At 72.3% G+C, this 18,798-nt stretch carries 18 protein-coding genes; 6 read left to right on the top strand and 12 right to left on the bottom strand.

The features are described from left to right. Window positions 1-942 (bottom strand): N-acetyl-1-D-myo-inositol-2-amino-2-deoxy-alpha-D-glucopyranoside deacetylase (gene mshB / locus JFN87_RS25270; RefSeq protein WP_209343453.1); only part of this gene is annotated, 942 nt, incomplete at its 3' end. A gap of 67 nt (window positions 943-1,009) precedes the next feature. Then, a complete protein-coding gene (locus tag JFN87_RS25265) occupies window positions 1,010-1,204 on the bottom strand; it encodes a hypothetical protein (protein ID WP_030903137.1) in 195 nt (64 codons plus the stop codon). 247 nt (window positions 1,205-1,451) lie between these two features. Between JFN87_RS25265 and JFN87_RS25260 the strand changes: the two genes are divergently transcribed. Continuing rightward, on the top strand, window positions 1,452-3,587 hold the full coding sequence (locus JFN87_RS25260) for a S9 family peptidase (RefSeq protein WP_209343452.1): 2,136 nt from the start codon (window positions 1,452-1,454) through the stop codon (window positions 3,585-3,587). Between the two features lie 13 nt (window positions 3,588-3,600). On the opposite strand, the gene JFN87_RS25255 is transcribed toward JFN87_RS25260, so the two are convergent. The 8 genes from JFN87_RS25255 to JFN87_RS25220 all read right to left on the bottom strand — a co-directional run bounded on the left by JFN87_RS25255 (window position 3,601) and on the right by JFN87_RS25220 (window position 12,331). After that, window positions 3,601-4,749 carry an ABC transporter ATP-binding protein gene (locus tag JFN87_RS25255; RefSeq protein WP_209343451.1) on the bottom strand — a complete coding sequence of 383 codons (1,149 nt, stop codon included), beginning with the start codon at window positions 4,747-4,749 and terminating at the stop codon, window positions 3,601-3,603. Continuing rightward, the gene (locus JFN87_RS25250) at window positions 4,733-5,716 is read right to left on the bottom strand and encodes an ABC transporter ATP-binding protein (protein ID WP_209343450.1); all 984 of its coding nucleotides are present in this window, start codon (window positions 5,714-5,716) and stop codon (window positions 4,733-4,735) included. The genes JFN87_RS25255 and JFN87_RS25250 overlap by 17 nt, the downstream gene beginning before the upstream one ends. A gap of 10 nt (window positions 5,717-5,726) precedes the next feature. After that, the gene (locus JFN87_RS25245; RefSeq protein WP_209343449.1) at window positions 5,727-6,707 is read right to left on the bottom strand and encodes an ABC transporter permease; all 981 of its coding nucleotides are present in this window, start codon (window positions 6,705-6,707) and stop codon (window positions 5,727-5,729) included. Then, entirely contained in the window at window positions 6,700-7,623 is a 924-nt protein-coding gene (locus JFN87_RS25240) for an ABC transporter permease (RefSeq protein ID WP_030912560.1), read from the bottom strand. Before JFN87_RS25240 ends, JFN87_RS25245 begins: the two co-directional genes overlap by 8 nt. Window positions 7,624-7,723: 100 nt before the next feature. Further along, window positions 7,724-9,361, bottom strand: a complete 1,638-nt coding sequence (locus JFN87_RS25235) for a peptide ABC transporter substrate-binding protein (RefSeq protein WP_209343447.1) — start codon at window positions 9,359-9,361, stop codon at window positions 7,724-7,726. 100 nt (window positions 9,362-9,461) lie between these two features. Continuing rightward, window positions 9,462-10,256, bottom strand: a complete 795-nt coding sequence (locus JFN87_RS25230) for a helix-turn-helix transcriptional regulator (protein ID WP_209343445.1) — start codon at window positions 10,254-10,256, stop codon at window positions 9,462-9,464. A 174-nt stretch (window positions 10,257-10,430) separates the two neighbouring features. Next, entirely contained in the window at window positions 10,431-11,288 is an 858-nt protein-coding gene (locus tag JFN87_RS25225; RefSeq protein ID WP_209343443.1) for a transglutaminase-like and tetratricopeptide repeat-containing protein, read from the bottom strand. Then, complete coding sequence (locus tag JFN87_RS25220; RefSeq protein WP_209343441.1) at window positions 11,288-12,331, bottom strand: GNAT family N-acetyltransferase; 1,044 nt, start codon at window positions 12,329-12,331, stop codon at window positions 11,288-11,290. The genes JFN87_RS25225 and JFN87_RS25220 overlap by 1 nt, the downstream gene beginning before the upstream one ends. A gap of 140 nt (window positions 12,332-12,471) precedes the next feature. Between JFN87_RS25220 and fdxA the strand changes: the two genes are divergently transcribed. Beyond that, window positions 12,472-12,792 (top strand): ferredoxin, encoded by a 321-nt coding sequence (gene fdxA / locus JFN87_RS25215; protein ID WP_209343439.1) that lies wholly within the window; start codon window positions 12,472-12,474, stop codon window positions 12,790-12,792. Between the two features lie 90 nt (window positions 12,793-12,882). Continuing rightward, a complete protein-coding gene (gene dapC, locus JFN87_RS25210) occupies window positions 12,883-13,986 on the top strand; it encodes a succinyldiaminopimelate transaminase (RefSeq protein WP_372449286.1) in 1,104 nt (367 codons plus the stop codon). 82 nt (window positions 13,987-14,068) lie between these two features. Here the strand turns inward: dapC and JFN87_RS25205 are convergent, their stop codons facing one another. Further along, window positions 14,069-14,455, bottom strand: coding sequence for an ATP-binding protein (locus tag JFN87_RS25205; RefSeq protein WP_209343435.1), 387 nt, complete (start codon window positions 14,453-14,455; stop codon window positions 14,069-14,071). 319 nt (window positions 14,456-14,774) lie between these two features. Next, entirely contained in the window at window positions 14,775-15,848 is a 1,074-nt protein-coding gene (locus tag JFN87_RS25200) for a VldE C-terminal domain-containing protein (protein ID WP_372449285.1), read from the bottom strand. Between the two features lie 124 nt (window positions 15,849-15,972). On the opposite strand from JFN87_RS25200, the gene dapE reads away from it, so the two are divergent. The 3 genes from dapE to JFN87_RS25185 all read left to right on the top strand — a co-directional run. Then, a complete protein-coding gene (dapE, locus tag JFN87_RS25195) occupies window positions 15,973-17,049 on the top strand; it encodes a succinyl-diaminopimelate desuccinylase (RefSeq protein ID WP_209343431.1) in 1,077 nt (358 codons plus the stop codon). Between the two features lie 201 nt (window positions 17,050-17,250). After that, a complete protein-coding gene (locus JFN87_RS25190) occupies window positions 17,251-18,009 on the top strand; it encodes an LOG family protein (RefSeq protein ID WP_209343429.1) in 759 nt (252 codons plus the stop codon). A 490-nt stretch (window positions 18,010-18,499) separates the two neighbouring features. Continuing rightward, the coding region (locus JFN87_RS25185; protein WP_209343427.1) for a DivIVA domain-containing protein at window positions 18,500-18,798 on the top strand (299 nt) is incomplete at its 3' end.

The raw sequence follows: 18,798 nt of genomic DNA, 5'->3' as shown, positions 1-18,798 counted from the left end.
CCCCCCGCTCCTGCCCGCGCCCAGCCCCCCCCCCCCCCCCTCGCCCCCGTCCCCGCCCCGCCCCGCCGCCCCCCCCGACCCCCCGTCCCGCCCCCCCCGCCGCGCCCCCGCCTCGCCGCGCACCAGCTCGTAGTACTCGGTCGTGAACAGCGGCTGGCCCAGGTCGTTGGAGAGGGCGAAGAACGGGCCGTCCACCGCGATCTGGGTCGCGTGCGCCCGCATCGCGGCCGTCTTGCGCTCCGCGTGCGCGGAGCCGTCGATCGCCGTCGTGATCGTCGCGTCCTCCACCACGCCCGGCACGTCCGCCACGTCGGCGACGCCAGGGAACACCGCGCCACTGGCGCGCAGCCGGGCGAACCCGGCCTCCGCCACCGAGCGCGGCACGCGGTTCCAGTACACCTTCGCGATGGCGTGCGCGGGCCCCAGGTCCTGCCGGTAGGCCGCGTCGGCGGCGAGCTCGGCCGCGCGCATCGCGACGCGGTGGGCCTGGATGTGGTCGGGGTGCCCGTACCCGCCGTCGTCGTCGTACGTGACGAGGACCTGCGGACGGACGGAGCGCACGATCTCCACCAGGTACGGCGCGGCCGCGTCGACCTCCGCGTGCCAGAACGCGTTCTCCCGGTGGTTCTGCGGGAGGCCCATCATGCCCGAGTCGCGGAAGCGTCCTGGACCGCCGAGGAAGCGGTGGTCGGTGACGCCCAGCGCCTCCATCGCGGCGGCCAGTTCGCCGATCCTGTACGTGCCGAGCGTGTCGTCCCGGTCGGCCGCCAGGTGGGCGAGCGCGGGCGGGATGACCTCTCCCTCCTCGCCGAGGGTGCAGGTCACCAGCGTCACGCCGGCGCCCTCGGCCGCGTACTTGGCCATGGTTGCGCCGTTGTTGATCGTTTCGTCGTCCGGATGCGCGTGCACGAGCAGCAGCCGGCGGTCGGACGGGTCGGTCATGGCACCAGACTACGAGCAGCCACCGACAGCGCCCCCGGCGCCCGCCCAGGGGCGCCGGTCACAACCATCAGAACTTGATGTTCCCGATCATGCCCGCGACGCTCGACGTCAGCGAGGTGATCGTCGGAGCCACCGACGAACTCGCGAGGAAGAAGCCGGCCAGCGCGCAGACGATCGCGTGCCCGGCCTTCAGCCCCGACTTGCGGATCATCATGACGACGATGATCACGAGCAGCACCGCCAGCGAGATAGAGAGCACCACGGTGGTTCACCTCCACGGGGCGTTGGGACAGGGGCGGAACGGGACGGGAACGGGCCGGAGCGAGTCGGAGCGGGTTGGGTCGGGTCGAAATCCGGGTCGGTGGAAAGCGCGGGCAGCATGTGCCCGGCGGGTGTTACCTACCCACCCACCGCTACGGATCATAACTATCCGTACCAACGCATCGATCGGAGCACGGCAGCACGACGGGGGCGCACGCCTGTCGCACAGGGGCGCTAGATTCGCGGTCATGACCACGACGGACCAGCTTTCCTTCCCGCGTCAGCACGCGGTGACCCAGAGGTTCACGCTCGGCGCCCCGCGCGCGTTCGCGGTCTCGCCCGACGGGGTGCGGGTGGCCTTCCTGCGGTCCTCAGGAGGCACCGACCGGGTGAACCGGCTGTGGGTGCTCGACCTGGCGGCCCGGGGCGGTCCGAGCGAGCGGATCGCCGCCGATCCGGCCGCGCTGCTCGGCGGCGCGCCCGAGCACCTCTCCGCGCAGGAGCGCGCCCGGCGCGAGCGGACCAGGGAGGGCTCGGCGGGGATCGTCGGCTACGCGGTCGACGCCGCCGCCGAGTCGGCCGTCTTCGCCCTGTCGGGACGCCTGTTCACCGCGTCCCTCACACAGCCGCTGGTGCGTGAGCTCGACGCACCCGGACCGGTCATCGACCCCCGGCTCTCACCCGACGGCAGCCGCATCGCGTATGTGACGCGCGGGGCGCTGCGCGTGGCCGAGGCGGACGGCTCGGGCGACCGGGAGATCGCGTCGCCGGAGAAGGACGAGGTCGCCTACGGGGTGGCCGAGTTCGTCGCGGCCGAGGAGATGGAGCGCACGCGCGGCTTCTGGTGGTCGCCCGAGTCGGACCGGCTGCTCGTCGCGCGCGTGGACACCGCGAAGGTCCGCAGGTGGTGGATCTCCGACCCGGCCCACCCCGACCAGCCGCCCGCCTCCGTGCCGTACCCGGCCGCGGGCACGCCCATCGCGGACGTGACGCTCTTCCTCATGGGCCTCGCGGGCGAGCGCACCGAGGTGGTGTGGGACAGGGCGCGTTTTCCGTACCTCGCGCGCGTGCACTGGTCGCGGTCGGGCGCGCCGCTGCTGCTCGTCCAGTCGAGGGACCAGAAGCACCACCGGTACCTGGCGGTCAACACCGCCTCGGGCGAGACCCGGCTCGTGCACGAGGACGAGGACCCGCGCTGGCTCGAACTGCACGACGGTGTACCGGCCTGGGCGCCGGACGGCCGGCTCGTGCGCATCGCTGACGAGGGCGGCGCGCGCGTCCTGGTCGTGGGTGACAGGGCGCTGACGGGCGGGCAGCTGCACGTACGCTCCGTGCTCGACATCGACGTGCGCGACATCCTCGTCTCGGCCTCCGCGGGGCTCGAGGCCGAGGACCCCGGGACCGGCGAGGTGCACGTCTACCGCGTCAACGAACTCGGCGTGCGGCGCGTCTCGGAGGGCCCCGGCCTGCACACGGCGGTACGCGGCGGGCAGGCCACGGTCCTTCGGACGGCGGGACCCGGCCCCGAGGGCCCCGCGGTGACCGTCCTGCGGGAGGGCAGGCCGCCCGTGGAGGTCGTCTCGTACGCGCAGGAGCCGGTGCTCACCGCGCGCTTCCGGCTGGTCGAGGCGGGGGAGCGGCGCATCCCCGCCGCGGTGCTGCTGCCCACGGACTACGACGCGTCGCAGGGGAAGCTGCCCGTGCTCCTCGACCCCTACGGCTTCCCGCACGCCCAGCGGGCGGTCGCCTCGCACCACGCGCACCTGACGTCCCAGTGGTTCGCGGACCAGGGGTTCGCCGTAATCAGGCCGGACGGCCGGGGCACTCCGGGACGCAGCCCCGAGTGGGAGAAGTCCATCAAGGACGAGATGGCGGCGGTCATCCTGGAGGACCAGGTGGCCGCGCTCCAGGCGCTGGCCGAGGACTTCCCGCTCGACCTCGGCAGGGTCGCCGTGCGCGGCTGGTCGGGCGGCGGCTTCCTCGCGGCGCTTGCCGTGCTGCGCAGGCCCGACGTCTTCCACGCGGCCGTCGTCGGCGCCCCCGTCACCGACCTGCGGCTCTACGACTCGCACTACCAGGAGCGCTATCTCGGCGACCCGAACGAGAACCCGGAGGTGTACGCGCGCAACTCGCTGATCACCGACGAGGGCCTCTCGCTCGCCGCCGAGCCCGCGCGGCCCATGATGATCATCCACGGCCTCGCGGACGACAACGTCGTGGTCGCGCACTCGCTGCGGCTGTCCACGGCACTGCTGGAGGCGGGCAGGCCGCACGAGGTGCTCCCGCTGACGGGCGCGACGCACATGACACCGCAGGAGGAGATCGCGGAGAACCTGCTGCTGTTGCAGCTCGACTTCCTCAAGCGCTCGCTGGGCCTGGCCTGAGCCGCGGGTCCTCTCACGCCTCCTCGGGCGGGCGTCCGGATGCGCCGGGGCCGCTCCCGGGACCCCCGTCAGGGGCGCCCGGGCGCTTGCCCGGCTCACCCGTCGGCGGGGCCGTGGACTCGTCCGCGAAGTGGCACGCCGACGGGTGCGCCGTCGGGCCGCCGCCGTCGCGGAACCATTCGGGGACCGCGAGCGGCGGCTCCACCCGTGCGCACACCTCCTGCGCCTTCCAGCACCTGGTGCGGAAGTGGCAGCCCGACGGCGGGTTCGCCGGCGACGGCACGTCACCCGCGAGCAGGATGCGCTCCCGGTGCTCGCGGTCCGTCGGGTCGGGCAGCGGCACGGCCGACAGCAGCGCCTGCGTGTAGGGGTGCGTCGGGTGCTCGTAGATCTCGGTGTCCGTGCCGATCTCGACAACCTTGCCCAGGTACATCACGGCCACCCGGTTCGAGATGTGCCGCACGATCGACAGGTCGTGCGCGATGAACACGTAGCTCAGCTCGAACTCGCTCTGCAACCGCTCCATGAGGTTGACGACCTGCGCCTGCACGGACACGTCGAGCGCCGAGACCGGCTCGTCCGCGACGATCACCTCGGGCTGCAGCGCGAGCCCGCGCGCGATGCCGATGCGCTGCCGCTGCCCGCCGGAGAACTGGTGCGGGTACCGGTTGATGTACTCCGGGTTGAGGCCGACCACGTCGAGCAGGTCCTGCACCTTGCGGCGGCGGTCGCCCTTCGGCGCCACCTCCGGGTGGATCTCGAACGGCTCGCCGATGATGTCGCCCACGGTCATGCGCGGGTTGAGCGAGGTGTACGGGTCCTGGAAGACCATCTGGATGTTGCGCCGCACCGACTTCATCCCCCGGCCGGACAGCCCGGTGATGTCCTGGCCCTTGAACGCGATGCGGCCCCCGGTCGGCTCCTCCAGGTGCACCAGCATCTTCGCGACCGTCGACTTCCCGCACCCCGACTCGCCCACGATGCCGAGCGTCTCGCCGCGCGCCAGGTCGAAGGAGACCCCGTCGACCGCCTTCACCGCGCCGACGTGCCGCTTGAAGAGGATGCCCTGCGTCAGCGGGTAGTGCTTGACGAGGTCGCGGACCTCGAGCACCGGCTCGGACGTGGTGCCCGCCGGCACCGACGACTCAGTTGTCGACGTCATGGAGCGTCTCCCTCCAGAAGTGGCAGGCGCTGTGGCGCGTGCCGCTCACCTCGTACAGCGGCGGCTCGTCCGTGGTGCACACGTCCCGGGCTCGCGGGCAGCGCGGGTGGAAGGAGCAGCCGGGCGGGATGTTCAGCAGGTTCGGCGGCAGGCCCTTGATCGCGTAGAGCTCCGAGCCCTTCTGGTCGAGCCGGGGGATGGAGTCGAGCAGGCCGCGGGTGTACGGGTGGGCCGGGGCCTTGTAGATGTCGTGGACGGGCGCCGTCTCGACGATCTTGCCCGCGTACATCACGGCGATCCGGTCGGCGACGTCCGCGACCACGCCGAGGTCGTGGGTGATGAGGATCAGCCCCATGTGCAGCTCCCGCCGCAACTCCGCGAGCAGGTCCATCACCTGCGCCTGCACGGTGACGTCCAGGGCGGTCGTCGGCTCGTCCGCGATGATCAGCGACGGTTCCAGCGCCAGCGCCATCGCGATCATGATGCGCTGGCGCATGCCGCCGGAGAACTGGTGCGGGTACTGCCCGACGCGCTCCCTGGCGGCCGGGATGCGCACCCGGTCCATCAGCTCGACCGCCCTGGCCTTGGCGTCCTTGTGCGACATGCCGCGGTGCACCACGAACATCTCGCCGAGCTGCTGGCCGACGCTGAGCACCGGGTTCAGCGACGACAGGGCGTCCTGGAAGATCATCGCCATGCCGGCGCCGCGCACCTTGCGCCGCTCGTCCTCCTTGAGCTTCAGCAGGTCCTGGCCCTTGAAGAGGACCTCGCCGCCGCCGATCCTGCCGGGCGGCACGTCGAGGATGCCCACGATCGCCTGGGCCGTGACGGACTTGCCCGAGCCGGACTCGCCGAGCACGGCCAGCGTCTCGCCCGCGTCGACCTCGTAGCTGACGCCGTTGACGGCGTTGACCACCCCTTCGCGGGTGCGGAACTCCACGTGCAGGTCTCGCACTTCGAGCAGCATGCCGGGCTCCTCAGCGCAGCTTGGGGTCGAGGGCGTCGCGCACCGCGTCGCCGAGCATGATGAACGCGAGCACGGTGATGGCCAGCGCTCCCGCCGGCCACAGCAGCATGTGCGGCGCGTTGCGTACGTAGGGGGACGCCGACGAGATGTCGATGCCCCAGGAGACGGTGGGCGGCTTCACGCCGACGCCGAGGAACGACAGCGTGGCCTCCAGCGAGATGAACGTGCCGAGCGCGATGGTCGCGACGACGATCACCGGTGCGATCGCGTTCGGCATGATGTGCCGCAGCAGCATCCGCGAGTCGGACGCGCCGAGGGCGCGCGCCGCCTGCACGAAGTCGTTCTCCTTGATGGTGATGACCGAGCCGCGCGCGATGCGGGCGATCTGCGGCCAGCCGAGCAGCACGATGAAGCCGACCACGGGCCACACCGTGGAGCTGGTGATCACGGACAGCAGCACGAGGCCGCCGAGCACGACGGGGATGCCGAAGAAGATGTCGGTGAGCCGCGACAGGAGCGCGTCCCACGTCCCGCCGTAGAAGCCCGCGAGCCCGCCCAGGATCGAGCCGACGACCGCGACGCCGGCCGTGGCGCACACGCCGACGGTGACGGACGCGCGCGCGCCGTAGACCGTCCGCGTGTAGACGTCGCAGCCCTGGCCGTTGAAGCCGAAGGGGTGGCCCGGCGACGGGCCGTCCTGCGCATGGGCGAGGTCGCAGGAGAGCGGGTTGCCCGAGGCGATCAGCGACGGCCAGATCGAGATGACGATCAGGAAGAGGATCACCAGCGAGGAGATGATGAAGACGGGGTTGCGCCGCAGGTCGTGCCACGCGTCCGACCACAGGCTGCGCGGCTGGCCGAAACCGCCCTCCTCGGGCCCGCCGGGCGCGGGGCCCGGCCCCGCGCCCTCGGTCGCGATGTCCATCTGGCCGCCGGCACCTGTGGGTGCGATGGCGCCGTCGCCCGGGCCTCCCGGGGTGTGTTCAGGCATACCGGATCCTCGGGTCGAGTACGGCGTACAGGAGGTCGACCAGCAGGTTGGCGACGAGGAAGACCAGCACGAGCACGGTCACGAAGCCCACGACGGTCTGCGAGTTCTGGCGCAGGATGCCCTGGTAGAGCTGGTAGCCGACGCCGTGGATGTTGAAGATCCGCTCCGTGACGATCGCGCCGCCCATCAGGCTGCCGATGTCCGTGCCGATGAACGTGACCACCGGGATCAGGGAGTTGCGCAGCAGGTGGCGCACGACCACCCGGCGGCGCGGCAGGCCCTTGGCGATCGCGGTGCGCACGTAGTCGGCGCGCCGGTTCTCCGCGATGGAGGTCCGGGTCAGCCGGGTGACGTACGCGAGCGAGACGGACGCGAGCACGAGACCCGGCACGATCAGCTCGTTGAACGGCGCCTCGGGGGAGACGGACGGCGAGATGACGTTCCACTCCACGCCGAGCAGCAACTGGATGAGCAGGCCGGTCACGAACGTCGGCACGGAGATCACGACGAGCGTGAGCAGCAGCACCGTCGTGTCGACGGGGCGGCCGCGGCGCAGCCCGGTGACCACGCCGAGCGCGATGCCGATGATGATCTCGAAGATGATCGCCACGATCGTCAGCCGGATGGTGACGGGGAAGGCGGCGGCCATCAGGTCGATGACCGGCTGCCCGTTGAAGGCCGTGCCGAAGTTGCCCTCGAAGACGTGGCCCATGTACGTCAGGTACTGCTGCCACACGGGCTTGTCGAGGCCGAACTCCCTGCGCAGCTGGGCCGCCGTCGCCGGGTCGCACGCCTTGTTCCCGCACAGGCCCTGGATCGGGTCGCCCATGACGTTGACCATCAGGAAGATCAGCAGCGTGGCGCCGATGAACACGGGGATCATCTGGAGCAGCCGCCGGATCACATAGCGTCCCATGCCGGCCTCCGCGTGTCGTCGGGTGCGTACGGGCGCCGGCACGGCGGCGGGTACGCGGGCCCGGCGCGGTGGACCGCGCCGGGCCGCGGGCTCTGCGGCGTCACTTGACCTTGATGTCGCCGTACACCGGGACGCTGAACGGGTTCAGCTCGACGTTCGAGACCCGGTCCGAGTAGCCCGCGCTGCCGTTCTGGTACCAGAGCGGGATGGCCGCCATCTGGTCCCGCACGACACCTTCGGCCTGCTGGAACAGCTTGACCGCCTTCGTCCTGTCGGTCTCGGCGTTGGCCTGGTTGACCAGCTTGTCGAACTTCGGGCTGGAGAACTTGCCGTCGTTCGACGAGGCGTTGGTGTAGTACAGCGGCTGCAGGAAGTCCTGGATGAGCGGGTAGTCCATCTGCCAGCCGGCCCGGAAGGGGCCGCTCATCTTGTGCTGCGTGATGCGGCTGCGGAAGTCGGCGAACGTGCCGACCGGTGCGCCGACGCACGCCTTGTTGTTGTGCAGCACGTTGTTGATGCTGTTGCAGGTGGCGTCGACCCACTCCTTGTGGGAGCCGGTGTCGGCGTTGTACGTGATCGTCATCCGGCCGCCGGGGATGCCGCCGCCCTCCTTGATCAGCTTGCGTGCCTCGGCGGGGTTGTAGACGCAGGCCTTGCCGCACAGCCCGTGCTGGTATCCGCCCGCGGTGCCGAGCACCGGCGAGGTCCAGTCGGTGGCGGGGGTGCGCGTGTTCTCGAAGATCGTCTTGGTGATCTGCGCGCGGTTGATGGCCATCGACAGGCCGGTGCGCAGCTTCGCCGAGTTCTTGCCGTTCCAGTTCTTGTTGTAGAAGGGGAACGCGATGGTCTGGATGATGCCCGCCGGGGTGTTGAGGTACCGGCCGTTCAGGTCCGACTTGACGTTCTTGAGCTGCGACGCGGGGATGTCGTCGACCAGGTCGAGGTTGCCGGCCGTCAGGTCCGTGTACGCCGTGTTGTTGTCGGTGTAGACCTTCAGGTCGACGCCGCCGTTCTTCGCCTTGTCAGGGCCCGGGTAGTTCTTCCACTTCCGCAGCTTCATCTGCGAGCCCTTGGTGTAGCTGCTGATGGTGTACGGGCCGTCGCCGATGGGCTTGGACAGCCACTTGGCGTGGTCGGTGAAGAAGACGCTGGGCAGCGGAGAGAAGGCCGCGTAGCCGAGGGTGTCGGGCCACATGGAGAACTTCTGCGACAGCCGGACGGTGAAGGTCTGCGGTCCCGTGACCTTCAGCCCCGACATGGTCTTGGCCGAGGGCTGGCCCGTCGTCGGGTGCACCGCGTCGTAACCGTCGATGTACTGGAAGAACGGGGCGTTGACCTGGTTGTTCTTCAGGTACGCGCCGTAGTTCCAGGCGTCGACGAAGGACTTGGCTGTGATCTTCTCGCCGTTGGAGAAGGTCCACCCCTTCTTCACCGTGACGTTGAAGTTCTGCGAGTCCTTCGTCGTGATCGACTGCGCGAGCCAGTTCTCGGCCTTGGCCGTCTTGGGGTTGTACCGCTTCAGGCCGCGGAAGATCATGTCGAGGACCTTGCCGCCCTGGACCTCGTTGGTGTTCGCCGGCTCCAGGGGGTTCTGCGGGTCGCCCCACGAGGCACTCACGATCCCGTTCGCGCCGCCGCTCCCGCTGCTGCTTCCGCCGCCGCCCCCGCCGCAGGCCGTCGCCGTGAGGGCTACGGCGACCGCGCCGGCCGCCCACTTGGCGTGCGTGGCTCCTCGCATGGAGTGCCTCCTCTTCGGGCCCAAGATCTCTTGAACCCCAATACACCCCATATGGCTGCAAAGCGCATTTTCTTCTCGGCTGTTCGCGCCGGACCCCGGGTCAGATACGCCCGGATGCAGGCAGCAGACCGGCCGCCTGGGCGCGCAGCACCGTCGCCAGCCGGTCGCGCGTGCCGAGCTTTCTGTAGATGTTCTCCGTGTGCTTGTGGACCGTGCGCACCGAGACGCACAGCCGGCGGCCGATGGCCGTCGCGGGCAGCGCCTCGGCCAGCAGCACGAGCACCGCCCTCTCCCGCGGGGTGAGCCCGTACTCGCACGCGCCCGCCCGCACCGCGGGCGCCGGCGAGCAGCGCCGCAGCAGGCGCACATGGCTGTCCATGCCGCGCAGCAGCGGATGCATACGGGCCACGTACGCGCGCTCCCGCGCGCTGCCGCCCGGCTCGGAGCAGTGCACGAGCATGCCGCGCACCGGTCCCGGGCCGCCGCCGTCGTACCTCAGGGCCAGCACGTCCCGCGTGCCGAACAGGGCACGGGTCACCTCGTGCATCTCGCTGTCGTCCCACGGGCCGCGGCCCGCGACGCCGCTCGCCAGCAGCGGACGGCCGTCCGGGATCGCGCGGCCGCCGTCTGCGAACGGGTAGCCGCCGCGGATGCAGGCGAGCTGAGCCGCCGTCGGCCGCCGCGTCACGGGCCAGGCGAGGACGCGGCCCGCCGTCGCCGTCCATTCGTCGTCCTTGCAGAGCACCGCCGTGCCGGGCAGCGCCGACATGATCTCCAGACCGACCCGCGCCCAGATCTCCTCGGGGTCGTCGGCGAGCAGGAGCTGGGCGGTGAGATCGAGCATGCGGGCGTCGTCACGCGCCGACAGGACGCCGGAGGCCGCCTTCTCACCCATGCCCCGCCTCGATCTCCTCGGTGGGTACGCAATTGTACGAATGGACGCCGCGGCGGGGCGGTGAAAACCTGGAGACCGCTCCGGAACGCGCGGGGGGCCTTCCGGACCGCGCGTGCCGCGCCGTGCGCTCCGGCGCGCGGTGCGGCACGCCCGCTGACCACGGGCGCGGCCGTTTCAGTTGAGCATCGCGCGGGCCGCGCGTGCGCGCCGCCGGATCGCCTGCGCCGTCGACGGTTCCACGGCCGCCACGACATCCGCGTACTCCTCCAGCTCGGAGGCGCCGCGCAGGTAGTCCCCGCGCTCCACCAGCAGCCTGCCGTGCTCGTAGCGCAGCCGCGCCGGGCGCGAGGGCAGCAGCATGGCCAACTCAAGCGCCCACAGCGCCACATCGCCGCGTTCGGGACGGTCCGACGCCCATGCCCTGATGTTGTTCAGGACGCGCCTGACGATGTCGAGCGGGTCGGCGGGCAGCAGCATCTCGGGGCGCAGCTCCTCCCCGGCGGTGCCCGCCACCAGCGCGGCAGCGTCCCCCGCCGAGAGCAGCGCGCCCCCGGCGAACGGGTCGGCCAGCACCTGGCGCTCCGGCGGCCCGAACCCGACCACGAAATGTCCCGGCAGCGCCACGCCGTAGACGGGCGCGCCCGCGCGCCGCGCCACCTCCGTCCACACCACCGACAGCATGATCGGCAGCCCGCGCCTGCGCCGCACCACCTCGTGCAGCAGCGACGACTCGAGCCTGCGGTAGTCGGCGGCCCCGCCGTGGAAACCGCAGCGACCACCCAGCAGGTCCGCCACCGCGCGCGCCCACTCCTCCGGGCTCCCCGCGCCGAACGGCAGCAGGCCGGCCAGCCGGTCGAGCTCCATCTGCGCCTCGTCGGCGAGCGCGTCGCCGGTCTCTCCCGAGGCCCCTGAGGCCCCCGCGGCCTCCGCGCCGATCAGCAGGCACAGGACCGCCACGTCGGGGCGGGCCTCACGCGCCTCGCGCGCGAACTCGCGGCGCCGCCCGTCACGCCGCTGCTCCTCCTCGGCCATCAGGCCGTCCCGCCGGAAGTGTCCCGGAAGTAGCGGTAACCGTGGTGGGCGGTGAACCCCATGCCCGTGTACAGGGCGCGTGCCGCCGCGTTGTCCTCCTCCACCTGGAGCCAGGCCGCCGACGCACCCTCGTCCAGCGCGCGCCGCGCGAGCGCCGCCATCACGGCGCGCGCGAGCCCCTTGCGCCGGTGCGCGGGGCCGACCTCGACGGCCATGAACCCGGCCCACCTGCCGTCGGCCACGCACCGCCCGATCGCCGCCGGGCCGTCACCGCTGTCGCCATCGTCGCCGTCGCCGTCGGCGTCGCCGGGGACGGTCGCGAACCAGGTCGAGGGGCCGCTGCGCACGACATGCAGTACGTGCTCCCCGGCGCCCCCGCCGGCGCGGTGGTAGCGGCGCAGCCACTCGCCGTCCGGCGAGCGTCCGAGCACGACCCGGCCAGTGTCGGCCGCCAGGTCGCCGACGCGCGCGAGAGAGCCCGTCCACACCTCCGTTGCCCCCTCGGGCCGCCAGCCGAGGGACGCGATCTCCGCGCCCAGCCGTTCCTCCACGTCGGGCGAGGCCGCCTGCAACTGCACGTACGGCGTCAGGCCCCGCGCCCCGTACCAGCGGCGCACCCCGTCCAGTGCCTCGGCGAGCGGCAGCCCGGGATCGCCCGTGGCCAGGGCCGAGTTCGCGCGCCGCGTGAATCCCGCGGCGGCACGCAACCGCCAGGTGCCGAGCCGCTCCGACTCCACGGGCTGCCAGGCCCGCGCACCCGCCTCGATCAGCTCCGCCCGCGTGGCCGAAGGGCCGCGCCGCCGGGCCGGCGCGTCGGGCACGACCTTGCCCGCGACCAGCGTGGAGTCGTCGAGCGTGACGACCTCGCCCGTCCTGCGTGTGATCAGCATCACGCCGTCGTTCCACGATGTGAGAACGCCGACCGTGTCGGTGAACTCCGGCGCACCGTCCGACCCGCCGGTCAGCCGTCTGACTGATACCCGTTTGCCCAGATCGGAAGGGGTGATTCGGACGACAAGACGCCCCCCGCCGGTGATTTCCATGGCTCTGACCGCCCCTCCTGTTCGGATCGTGCCCGGGAACGGAGATACTAGGTGCGGGCATCGACGACGCCGCGCTCCCGCGCGCCCGTGGACGGAGCCGCAGATCGGCCCGCCGCGCCCTATGGAGGAGGAACGACAGCGTGACCTACGTCATCGCGCAGCCTTGTGTCGACGTGAAGGACAAGGCGTGCATCGAGGAGTGCCCGGTCGACTGCATCTACGAGGGCTCACGGTCCTTGTACATCCACCCGGACGAATGCGTCGACTGTGGTGCCTGTGAGCCGGTCTGCCCGGTCGAGGCGATCTTCTACGAGGACGACACCCCGGACGAGTGGAAGGACTACTACAAGGCGAACGTCGAGTTCTTCGACGAGCTCGGCTCGCCCGGTGGTGCCTCGAAGCTCGGGCTGATCGAGCGGGACCACCCGCTCATCGCCGCACTGCCGCCGCAGAACACCTGACACGGCGTTATCCGGCGTATTTGGTGTACCTCGGTCCCGCACGGCCGTCGCCGTGCGGGACCGAGGCGTACGAGAGAGTGAGTGAGTAGCGTGCGCGCACCCCTGTCGCAGTCACTGCCGGTCTTCCCGTGGGACAAGCTGAAGCCGTACGAGGAGACCGCGAGGGCCCATCCCGACGGGCTCGTGGACCTGTCGGTCGGCACCCCGGTCGACCCGGTCCCCGCGGTCGTCAGGCAGGCGCTCACCGGCGCGGCGGACTCGCCCGGCTATCCCACCGTGTGGGGCACGGCGGCGCTGCGTGACGCGCTCACCGGCTGGGCGGAGCGGCGGCTCGGCGCGCGCGGGCTCACGCACGGCAACGTGCTGCCGGTCGTCGGCTCGAAGGAGTTCGTCGCCTGGGCGCCCGTCCAGCTCGCGCTCGGCGCGGGCGACCGGGTGGCCTACCCGCGCCTCGCCTACCCGACGTACGAGGTGGGCGCGCGCCTGGCCGGCGCGGGCCTCGCACCGTACGACGACCCGACGGAACTCGACCCGGCGGGCCTCAGGCTGCTGTGGCTCAACTCGCCGTCCAACCCGACGGGTGCCGTGCTCGCGAAGGACGAGCTCGTCAGGATCGTCGCCTGGGCGCGCGAGCACGGCGTGCTGGTCCTCAGCGACGAGTGCTACCTGGAGCTCGGCTGGGAGGGCCACGAGCCCGTCTCGGTGCTCCACCCCGACGTCTGCGGCGGCTCGTACGAGGGGCTCGTCGCCGTCCACTCGCTCTCCAAGCGCTCCAACCTCGCCGGGTACCGCTCGGCCTTCCTCGCGGGCGATCCCGACGTGCTCGGGGAACTGCTCAAGGTGCGCAAGCACGGCGGGATGATGGTGCCGGCCCCGGTCCAGGCGGCCACGGTCGCCGCGCTGGGCGACGACGCCCATGTGGCCGAGCAGCGCGCCAGGTACGCCGCGAGGCGCGGGCCGCTGCGCGCCGCGCTCGAGGCGGACGGCTTCCGCGTCGAGCACAGCGAGGCGGGCCTCTACCTGTGGTCGACGCGCGACGAGGACTGCTGGGAGACCGTCGGCCACCTCGCCCAGCGCGGCATCCTCGTGGCGCCCGGCGACTTCTACGGCGAGGCGGGCGCACGGCACGTGCGCGTGGCGCTGACGGCCACCGACGAGCGGATCGAGGCCGCGGTCAAGCGCCTGCACGGCTGATCGGCCCGCCGAGAGCCCGAGAACGCGCGAGAGGCCCGGAGCACTTCGTCACCCCGCTCCGGGCCTCTCGCCTGCCGTGGACTCAGCCGCCCAGCGGGAGGCTCGGCAGCTGGTTGTTCTTGGCGGTGTCGCCGAGCATCGTGCCGGCGGTGCCCGCGGTGTCGCCGGCCACCTTCTGCGCGGCCGGGGCGACGGTCTTGCCCGCGGATCCGACGGTCCTGCCCGCGGCGGGCACGGCCGTGCCGACGATGTGGCTGCCGGTCTGGCCCGCCATGTCGGTGGCCTGCTGGGCGCCCCTGTCGAGGGTGTTGCCGACGTTGGCGCCGTCGAGCGAGGAGACCGCTCCCAGGTCGGTGGCCCCCGGCAGCGACGCGGCGTTGGCGGCGCCCGCGGCGACGACGGGGGCGGCCGCGCCGGCGGCGACGAGCAGCGCGGCGCGGGCGATGCGGCGGGTCATGGGGAGGGACATGATGCTCCTTCGACGGTTGAGCGGCGTCCGCCGGCTCCGCCGGGTCGGCGGGCGCCTTCGTGTCGGACGTCGGTCGGACGCCGTGACAACCGCTCGAAGGGCGGGGGAGGTTGCGGCGGGCCAACGTAAAGAATCAGCAATGCGTCGTATTGTCGGAGTCGGACGAAAACGGCAAAGGATCAGCTTCCGTACTCGCCTGCCGAACCGTCACTCCCCAGGCGCCGCAAGGGCATCTGCGCGTTGAGACCGCGCCTGGGCGATCTTGGGGAAAGTGCCCCGCGAGTGTGCCGGGCGCGCACCGTGCGAGTGACGGGGCGAACTACTGGCCGAACGCGATCGTGACCTCGGACGTGGAGGTGTCGTCCGCGTTCCCTGACTTGTCGACGCGCTGCCACCCCGCGCCCGCGTCCTGCGCGCTCCACACCCGGCCCGCGTACGCGACGCGCTCCAGGCGCAGCACGCCCGCCTGCGCCACGGCCCAGTGCGCCAGCTCCCAGCCGCGCTGCTCGGTCGCCGCGGCCGCCATCTCGCCGTGCGAACCGCCGCCCGAGCCCGGCAGCGCCCGCACGGGGACGGACAGCTCGCCGGCGCTCGCGTCCGGCGTGCGCGCGTCCGCCACGCCGTCGTCCGGGGGTGCGGAGGCCGCGACAGCCGCCGTGCCGGAGACGGCCGTGCCGCCGCCACCGGAGGTGCCGCTGCCCGCGGGCGCCGTCTTCGGCTTCGACGGGAGCACCCCGGGCCCGAACGCCTCCACCAGCGCCGCGCGCACCTTCGCCGGATCCCCCGGCTCGCGGTCGACGGGGCCGGGGCACGTCAGCACCGCGGGCGCCTGGCCCGTGAACGCCGCCGCCAGCAGCGACGCGTCCGCCTCGTGCTTCGCGTACGCCCCGGGGAAGCCGCTGTGCTGCACCCGCTGCGCCGCGACCGTCAACGGCAGTTGGCCGTAGCCGTGGACCTTCGCGAGGCGCGTGTAGAACTGCTTCGAGGCGTAGACGGGGTCGAGGATCTGCTCCCGCGTGCCCCAGCCCGCGGAGGGGCGCTGCTGGAACAGGCCTACCGAATCGCGGTCCCCCTGGGGCAGGTTGCGCAGCCCGGACTCCTGTATCGCCGTCGCCAGCGCGATCGTGACCGCGCGCTCCGGCATCCCGCGCGTGATGCCGACCGCGGAGATCGTCGCCGCGTTGGCCGCCTGCTCGGGCGACAGCTCGTAACTGGCGGTCTCCCCACCGCCGTTCGGGGCCTTTGAGGCACGGACCGTGCACGACGTGGGAGCGCTGCCGCCGCCGGTGACGTACTGCACACCGGCGTACGAGGCGACACCGATCAGCACGACGAACGCGGCCGCCCAGCGCAGGAAACGGCCGCCGCGGGATCGCTTGGAGGTCTCGGACACGAAGGTCACCGTAGCGGAGTGCGGCCAATGGCACCGCCCCTGTGGAAAACCGCCTGTGGACAGCCGGGCGGCACCGCGGACCGCGCGCTTCGGGCCGTGCGCCGAGGGGCGTTAGTGTCACTCCATGTCCGACAAGCTCGACCTCACACTCGACGCCGCCACGCTCACCGCACGCCTCGTCGACCTGCCCTCCGTCAGCGGCTCGGAGGAGGCGCTCGCCGACGCCGTCGAGCAGGCGCTGCGCACACTCCCGCACCTCCAGGTGGACCGGCACGGCAACAACGTCGTGGCCCGCACCCGGCTGGGCCGCGCCGAGCGCGTCGTGCTCGCCGGCCACATCGACACCGTGCCCGTCGCGGACAACCTGCCCTCCCGGCTCGACGAGGACGGTGTGCTGTGGGGGTGCGGCACCACCGACATGAAGTCGGGCGTCGCGGTGCAGCTGCGCATCGCCGCCACCGTCCCAGAACCCAACCGCGACCTCACGTTCGTCTTCTACGACAACGAGGAGGTGGCGGGCCACCTCAACGGCCTCGGGCACGTCGCCGACGCGCACCCCGACTGGCTGGCGGGCGACTTCGCCGTCCTGCTCGAACCGACCGACGCGCAGGTCGAGGGCGGCTGCCAGGGCACCCTGCGGGTCAAGCTCACGACGGCGGGGGAGCGGGCACACTCCGCGCGCAGCTGGATGGGGTCAAACGCCGTCCACGCCGCCGCCCCGATCCTCGCGCGCCTCGCCGCCTACGAGCCGCGGCAGCCGGTCGTCGACGGGCTCACGTTCCGCGAGGGGCTGAACGCGGTACGCGTCGAGGGCGGCGTCGCGGGCAACGTCATCCCCGACGCGTGCACCGTCACCGTCAATTACCGCTACGCGCCCGACCGCAGCGCCGACGAGGCGGTGGCGCACGTGCGCGAGGTGTTCGCGGACTGCGGCGTCGCCGAGTTCGTCGTGGACGACCACTCGGGCGCCGCGCTGCCTGGCCTCTCGCACCCGGCGGCGGCCGCGTTCATGGCCGCGGTCGGCGGCACGGCGCAGCCCAAGTTCGGCTGGACGGACGTCTCGCGCTTCGGCGCGCTCGGCGTGCCCGCGGTGAACTACGGGCCGGGTGACGCGCTCCTCGCCCACAAGGCCGACGAGAGGGTCGCGGTGGAGCGCATCGCCCACTGCGAGGAGCGGCTGCGGGGCTGGCTCACCTCCTGAGTGACGCGCGCGGCGCCGTACCGACGGCCGGAATTTCGCTGTTCGTCATGTTCGTGCCCTTAGGCTGGCGAGGAGAGCGGAAGTCGGCCGGAACCGTACGGAACGGTCGGCAACTGTGTGTAAACACGGGAAATTCCGCCGATAAGCAGAGAACGACAGGAACGAGGACAGAACATCAGCAAAGTACGGAAGGGGCGGCTCATGGACGATCCCACGAGACCGGCGCAGTCGGGGGAGCAGCGGCTCGGGCCCGTGCTCCGGCGGGGCGACCAGGTGCAGGCCGGCACCACGGACCAGCGGCTCCTCGACACGGGGGGCGACTCCGAGTGGGTGCACACCGACCCGTGGCGGGTCATGCGCATCCAGTCCGAGTTCGTGGAGGGCTTCGGCGCCCTCGCGGAACTGCCGAGCGCGATCAGCGTCTTCGGCTCCGCACGCACGCCCGTCGACTCCCCGGAGTACGACGCGGGCACGCGCATCGGCAAGGCGCTCGTGGAGGCCGGCTTCGCCGTGATCACGGGCGGCGGCCCCGGCGCGATGGAGGCCGCGAACAAGGGCGCGAGCGAGGCGGGCGGCGTTTCCGTGGGCCTCGGTATCGAGCTGCCCTTCGAACAGGGGCTCAACCCCTACGTCGACATGGGCGTCAATTTTCGGTACTTCTTCGTCCGCAAGACGATGTTCGTGAAGTACGCGCAGGGCTTCGTCGTACTGCCGGGCGGCCTCGGCACCCTGGACGAGCTCTTCGAGGCGCTCACGCTCGTCCAGACGCGCAAGGTGACGCGCTTCCCGATCGTGCTGTTCGGCACGGAGTACTGGGGCGGGCTCGTCGACTGGCTGCGGGGCACGGTGGTGGCCCAGGGCAAGGCGGCCGAGAAGGACATGCTGCTCTTCCACGTCACGGACGACGTGGAAGAGGCCGTCGCCCTCGTCAGCAAGGAAGCGGGCACGGACCGCGTGTAGCGCGCCGCGGGGCCCGCAGGGGCGCCGTCAGGGCGCGGCGGCCGGCGAGCCGCCGGCGACGGACGCGGGCCCGTCCAGCGCCTGCCGGCCCCGTTGTGCCGCGCCGCACACGTGCGCCCGGCCCGGCCGCCTGGCCCCTGGCCGGCGCGGTGGCCCCAGAGGATGCGGCCACCCCCCGTCACACGTGGTGCGGCCGGCCCGGTCCTGGCCAACACCGAGGCGGGTCCTGCTCGGCGCCTGCCGGTGACTGGCGGCCCGCTCCGTCGCCGTGCACGATCGCCCGGCCGTACCGTCCGGCAGTGGTCCTGACCCGCCCGGCCGTCTTCGGCCGCGCCGGTGCCCACACTCGCGCCTGCTGCCCCGGCGATCGGCTCCGGCTACCGGCCCCGGACTTGTGGGGGCCGTTTCGGGGCCGTGCGCGTCGGTGGTGTCAGTGGGGCGTGGCACGATCGGTCTGACGTAGTTCGGCTTCGGCACCGGGGAGAAGCGCGTGTTCTGGTTCTTGCTCATCGCGATGGTCGTGGTGGTCGCCGCGGTCACGATGGCCGTCGTGGGCGGGGGTGACCGCACCGTGCTGCCGGAGACCGCGCCGCAGCGCCTGATCGACCCGCTGCCCGAGACGCGCCCGGTGAGCCGCGCCGACATCGACGCGGTGCGGCTGCCCGTCGCCGTCCGCGGCTACCGGATGGCCGACGTCGACGACGTGCTCAGCCGCCTCGGCGCCGAACTCGCCGAGCGCGACGCGCGCATCGCCGATCTCGAGGCCGGTCTCGCCGGGGCGCGCGCGGG

Source organism: Streptomyces montanisoli, from assembly GCF_017813245.1.
GTDB lineage: Bacteria > Actinomycetota > Actinomycetes > Streptomycetales > Streptomycetaceae > Streptomyces > Streptomyces montanisoli.
The sequence above is the reverse complement of the archived record's forward strand: the minus strand, read 5'-3'. Positions and strand labels throughout refer to the sequence as shown.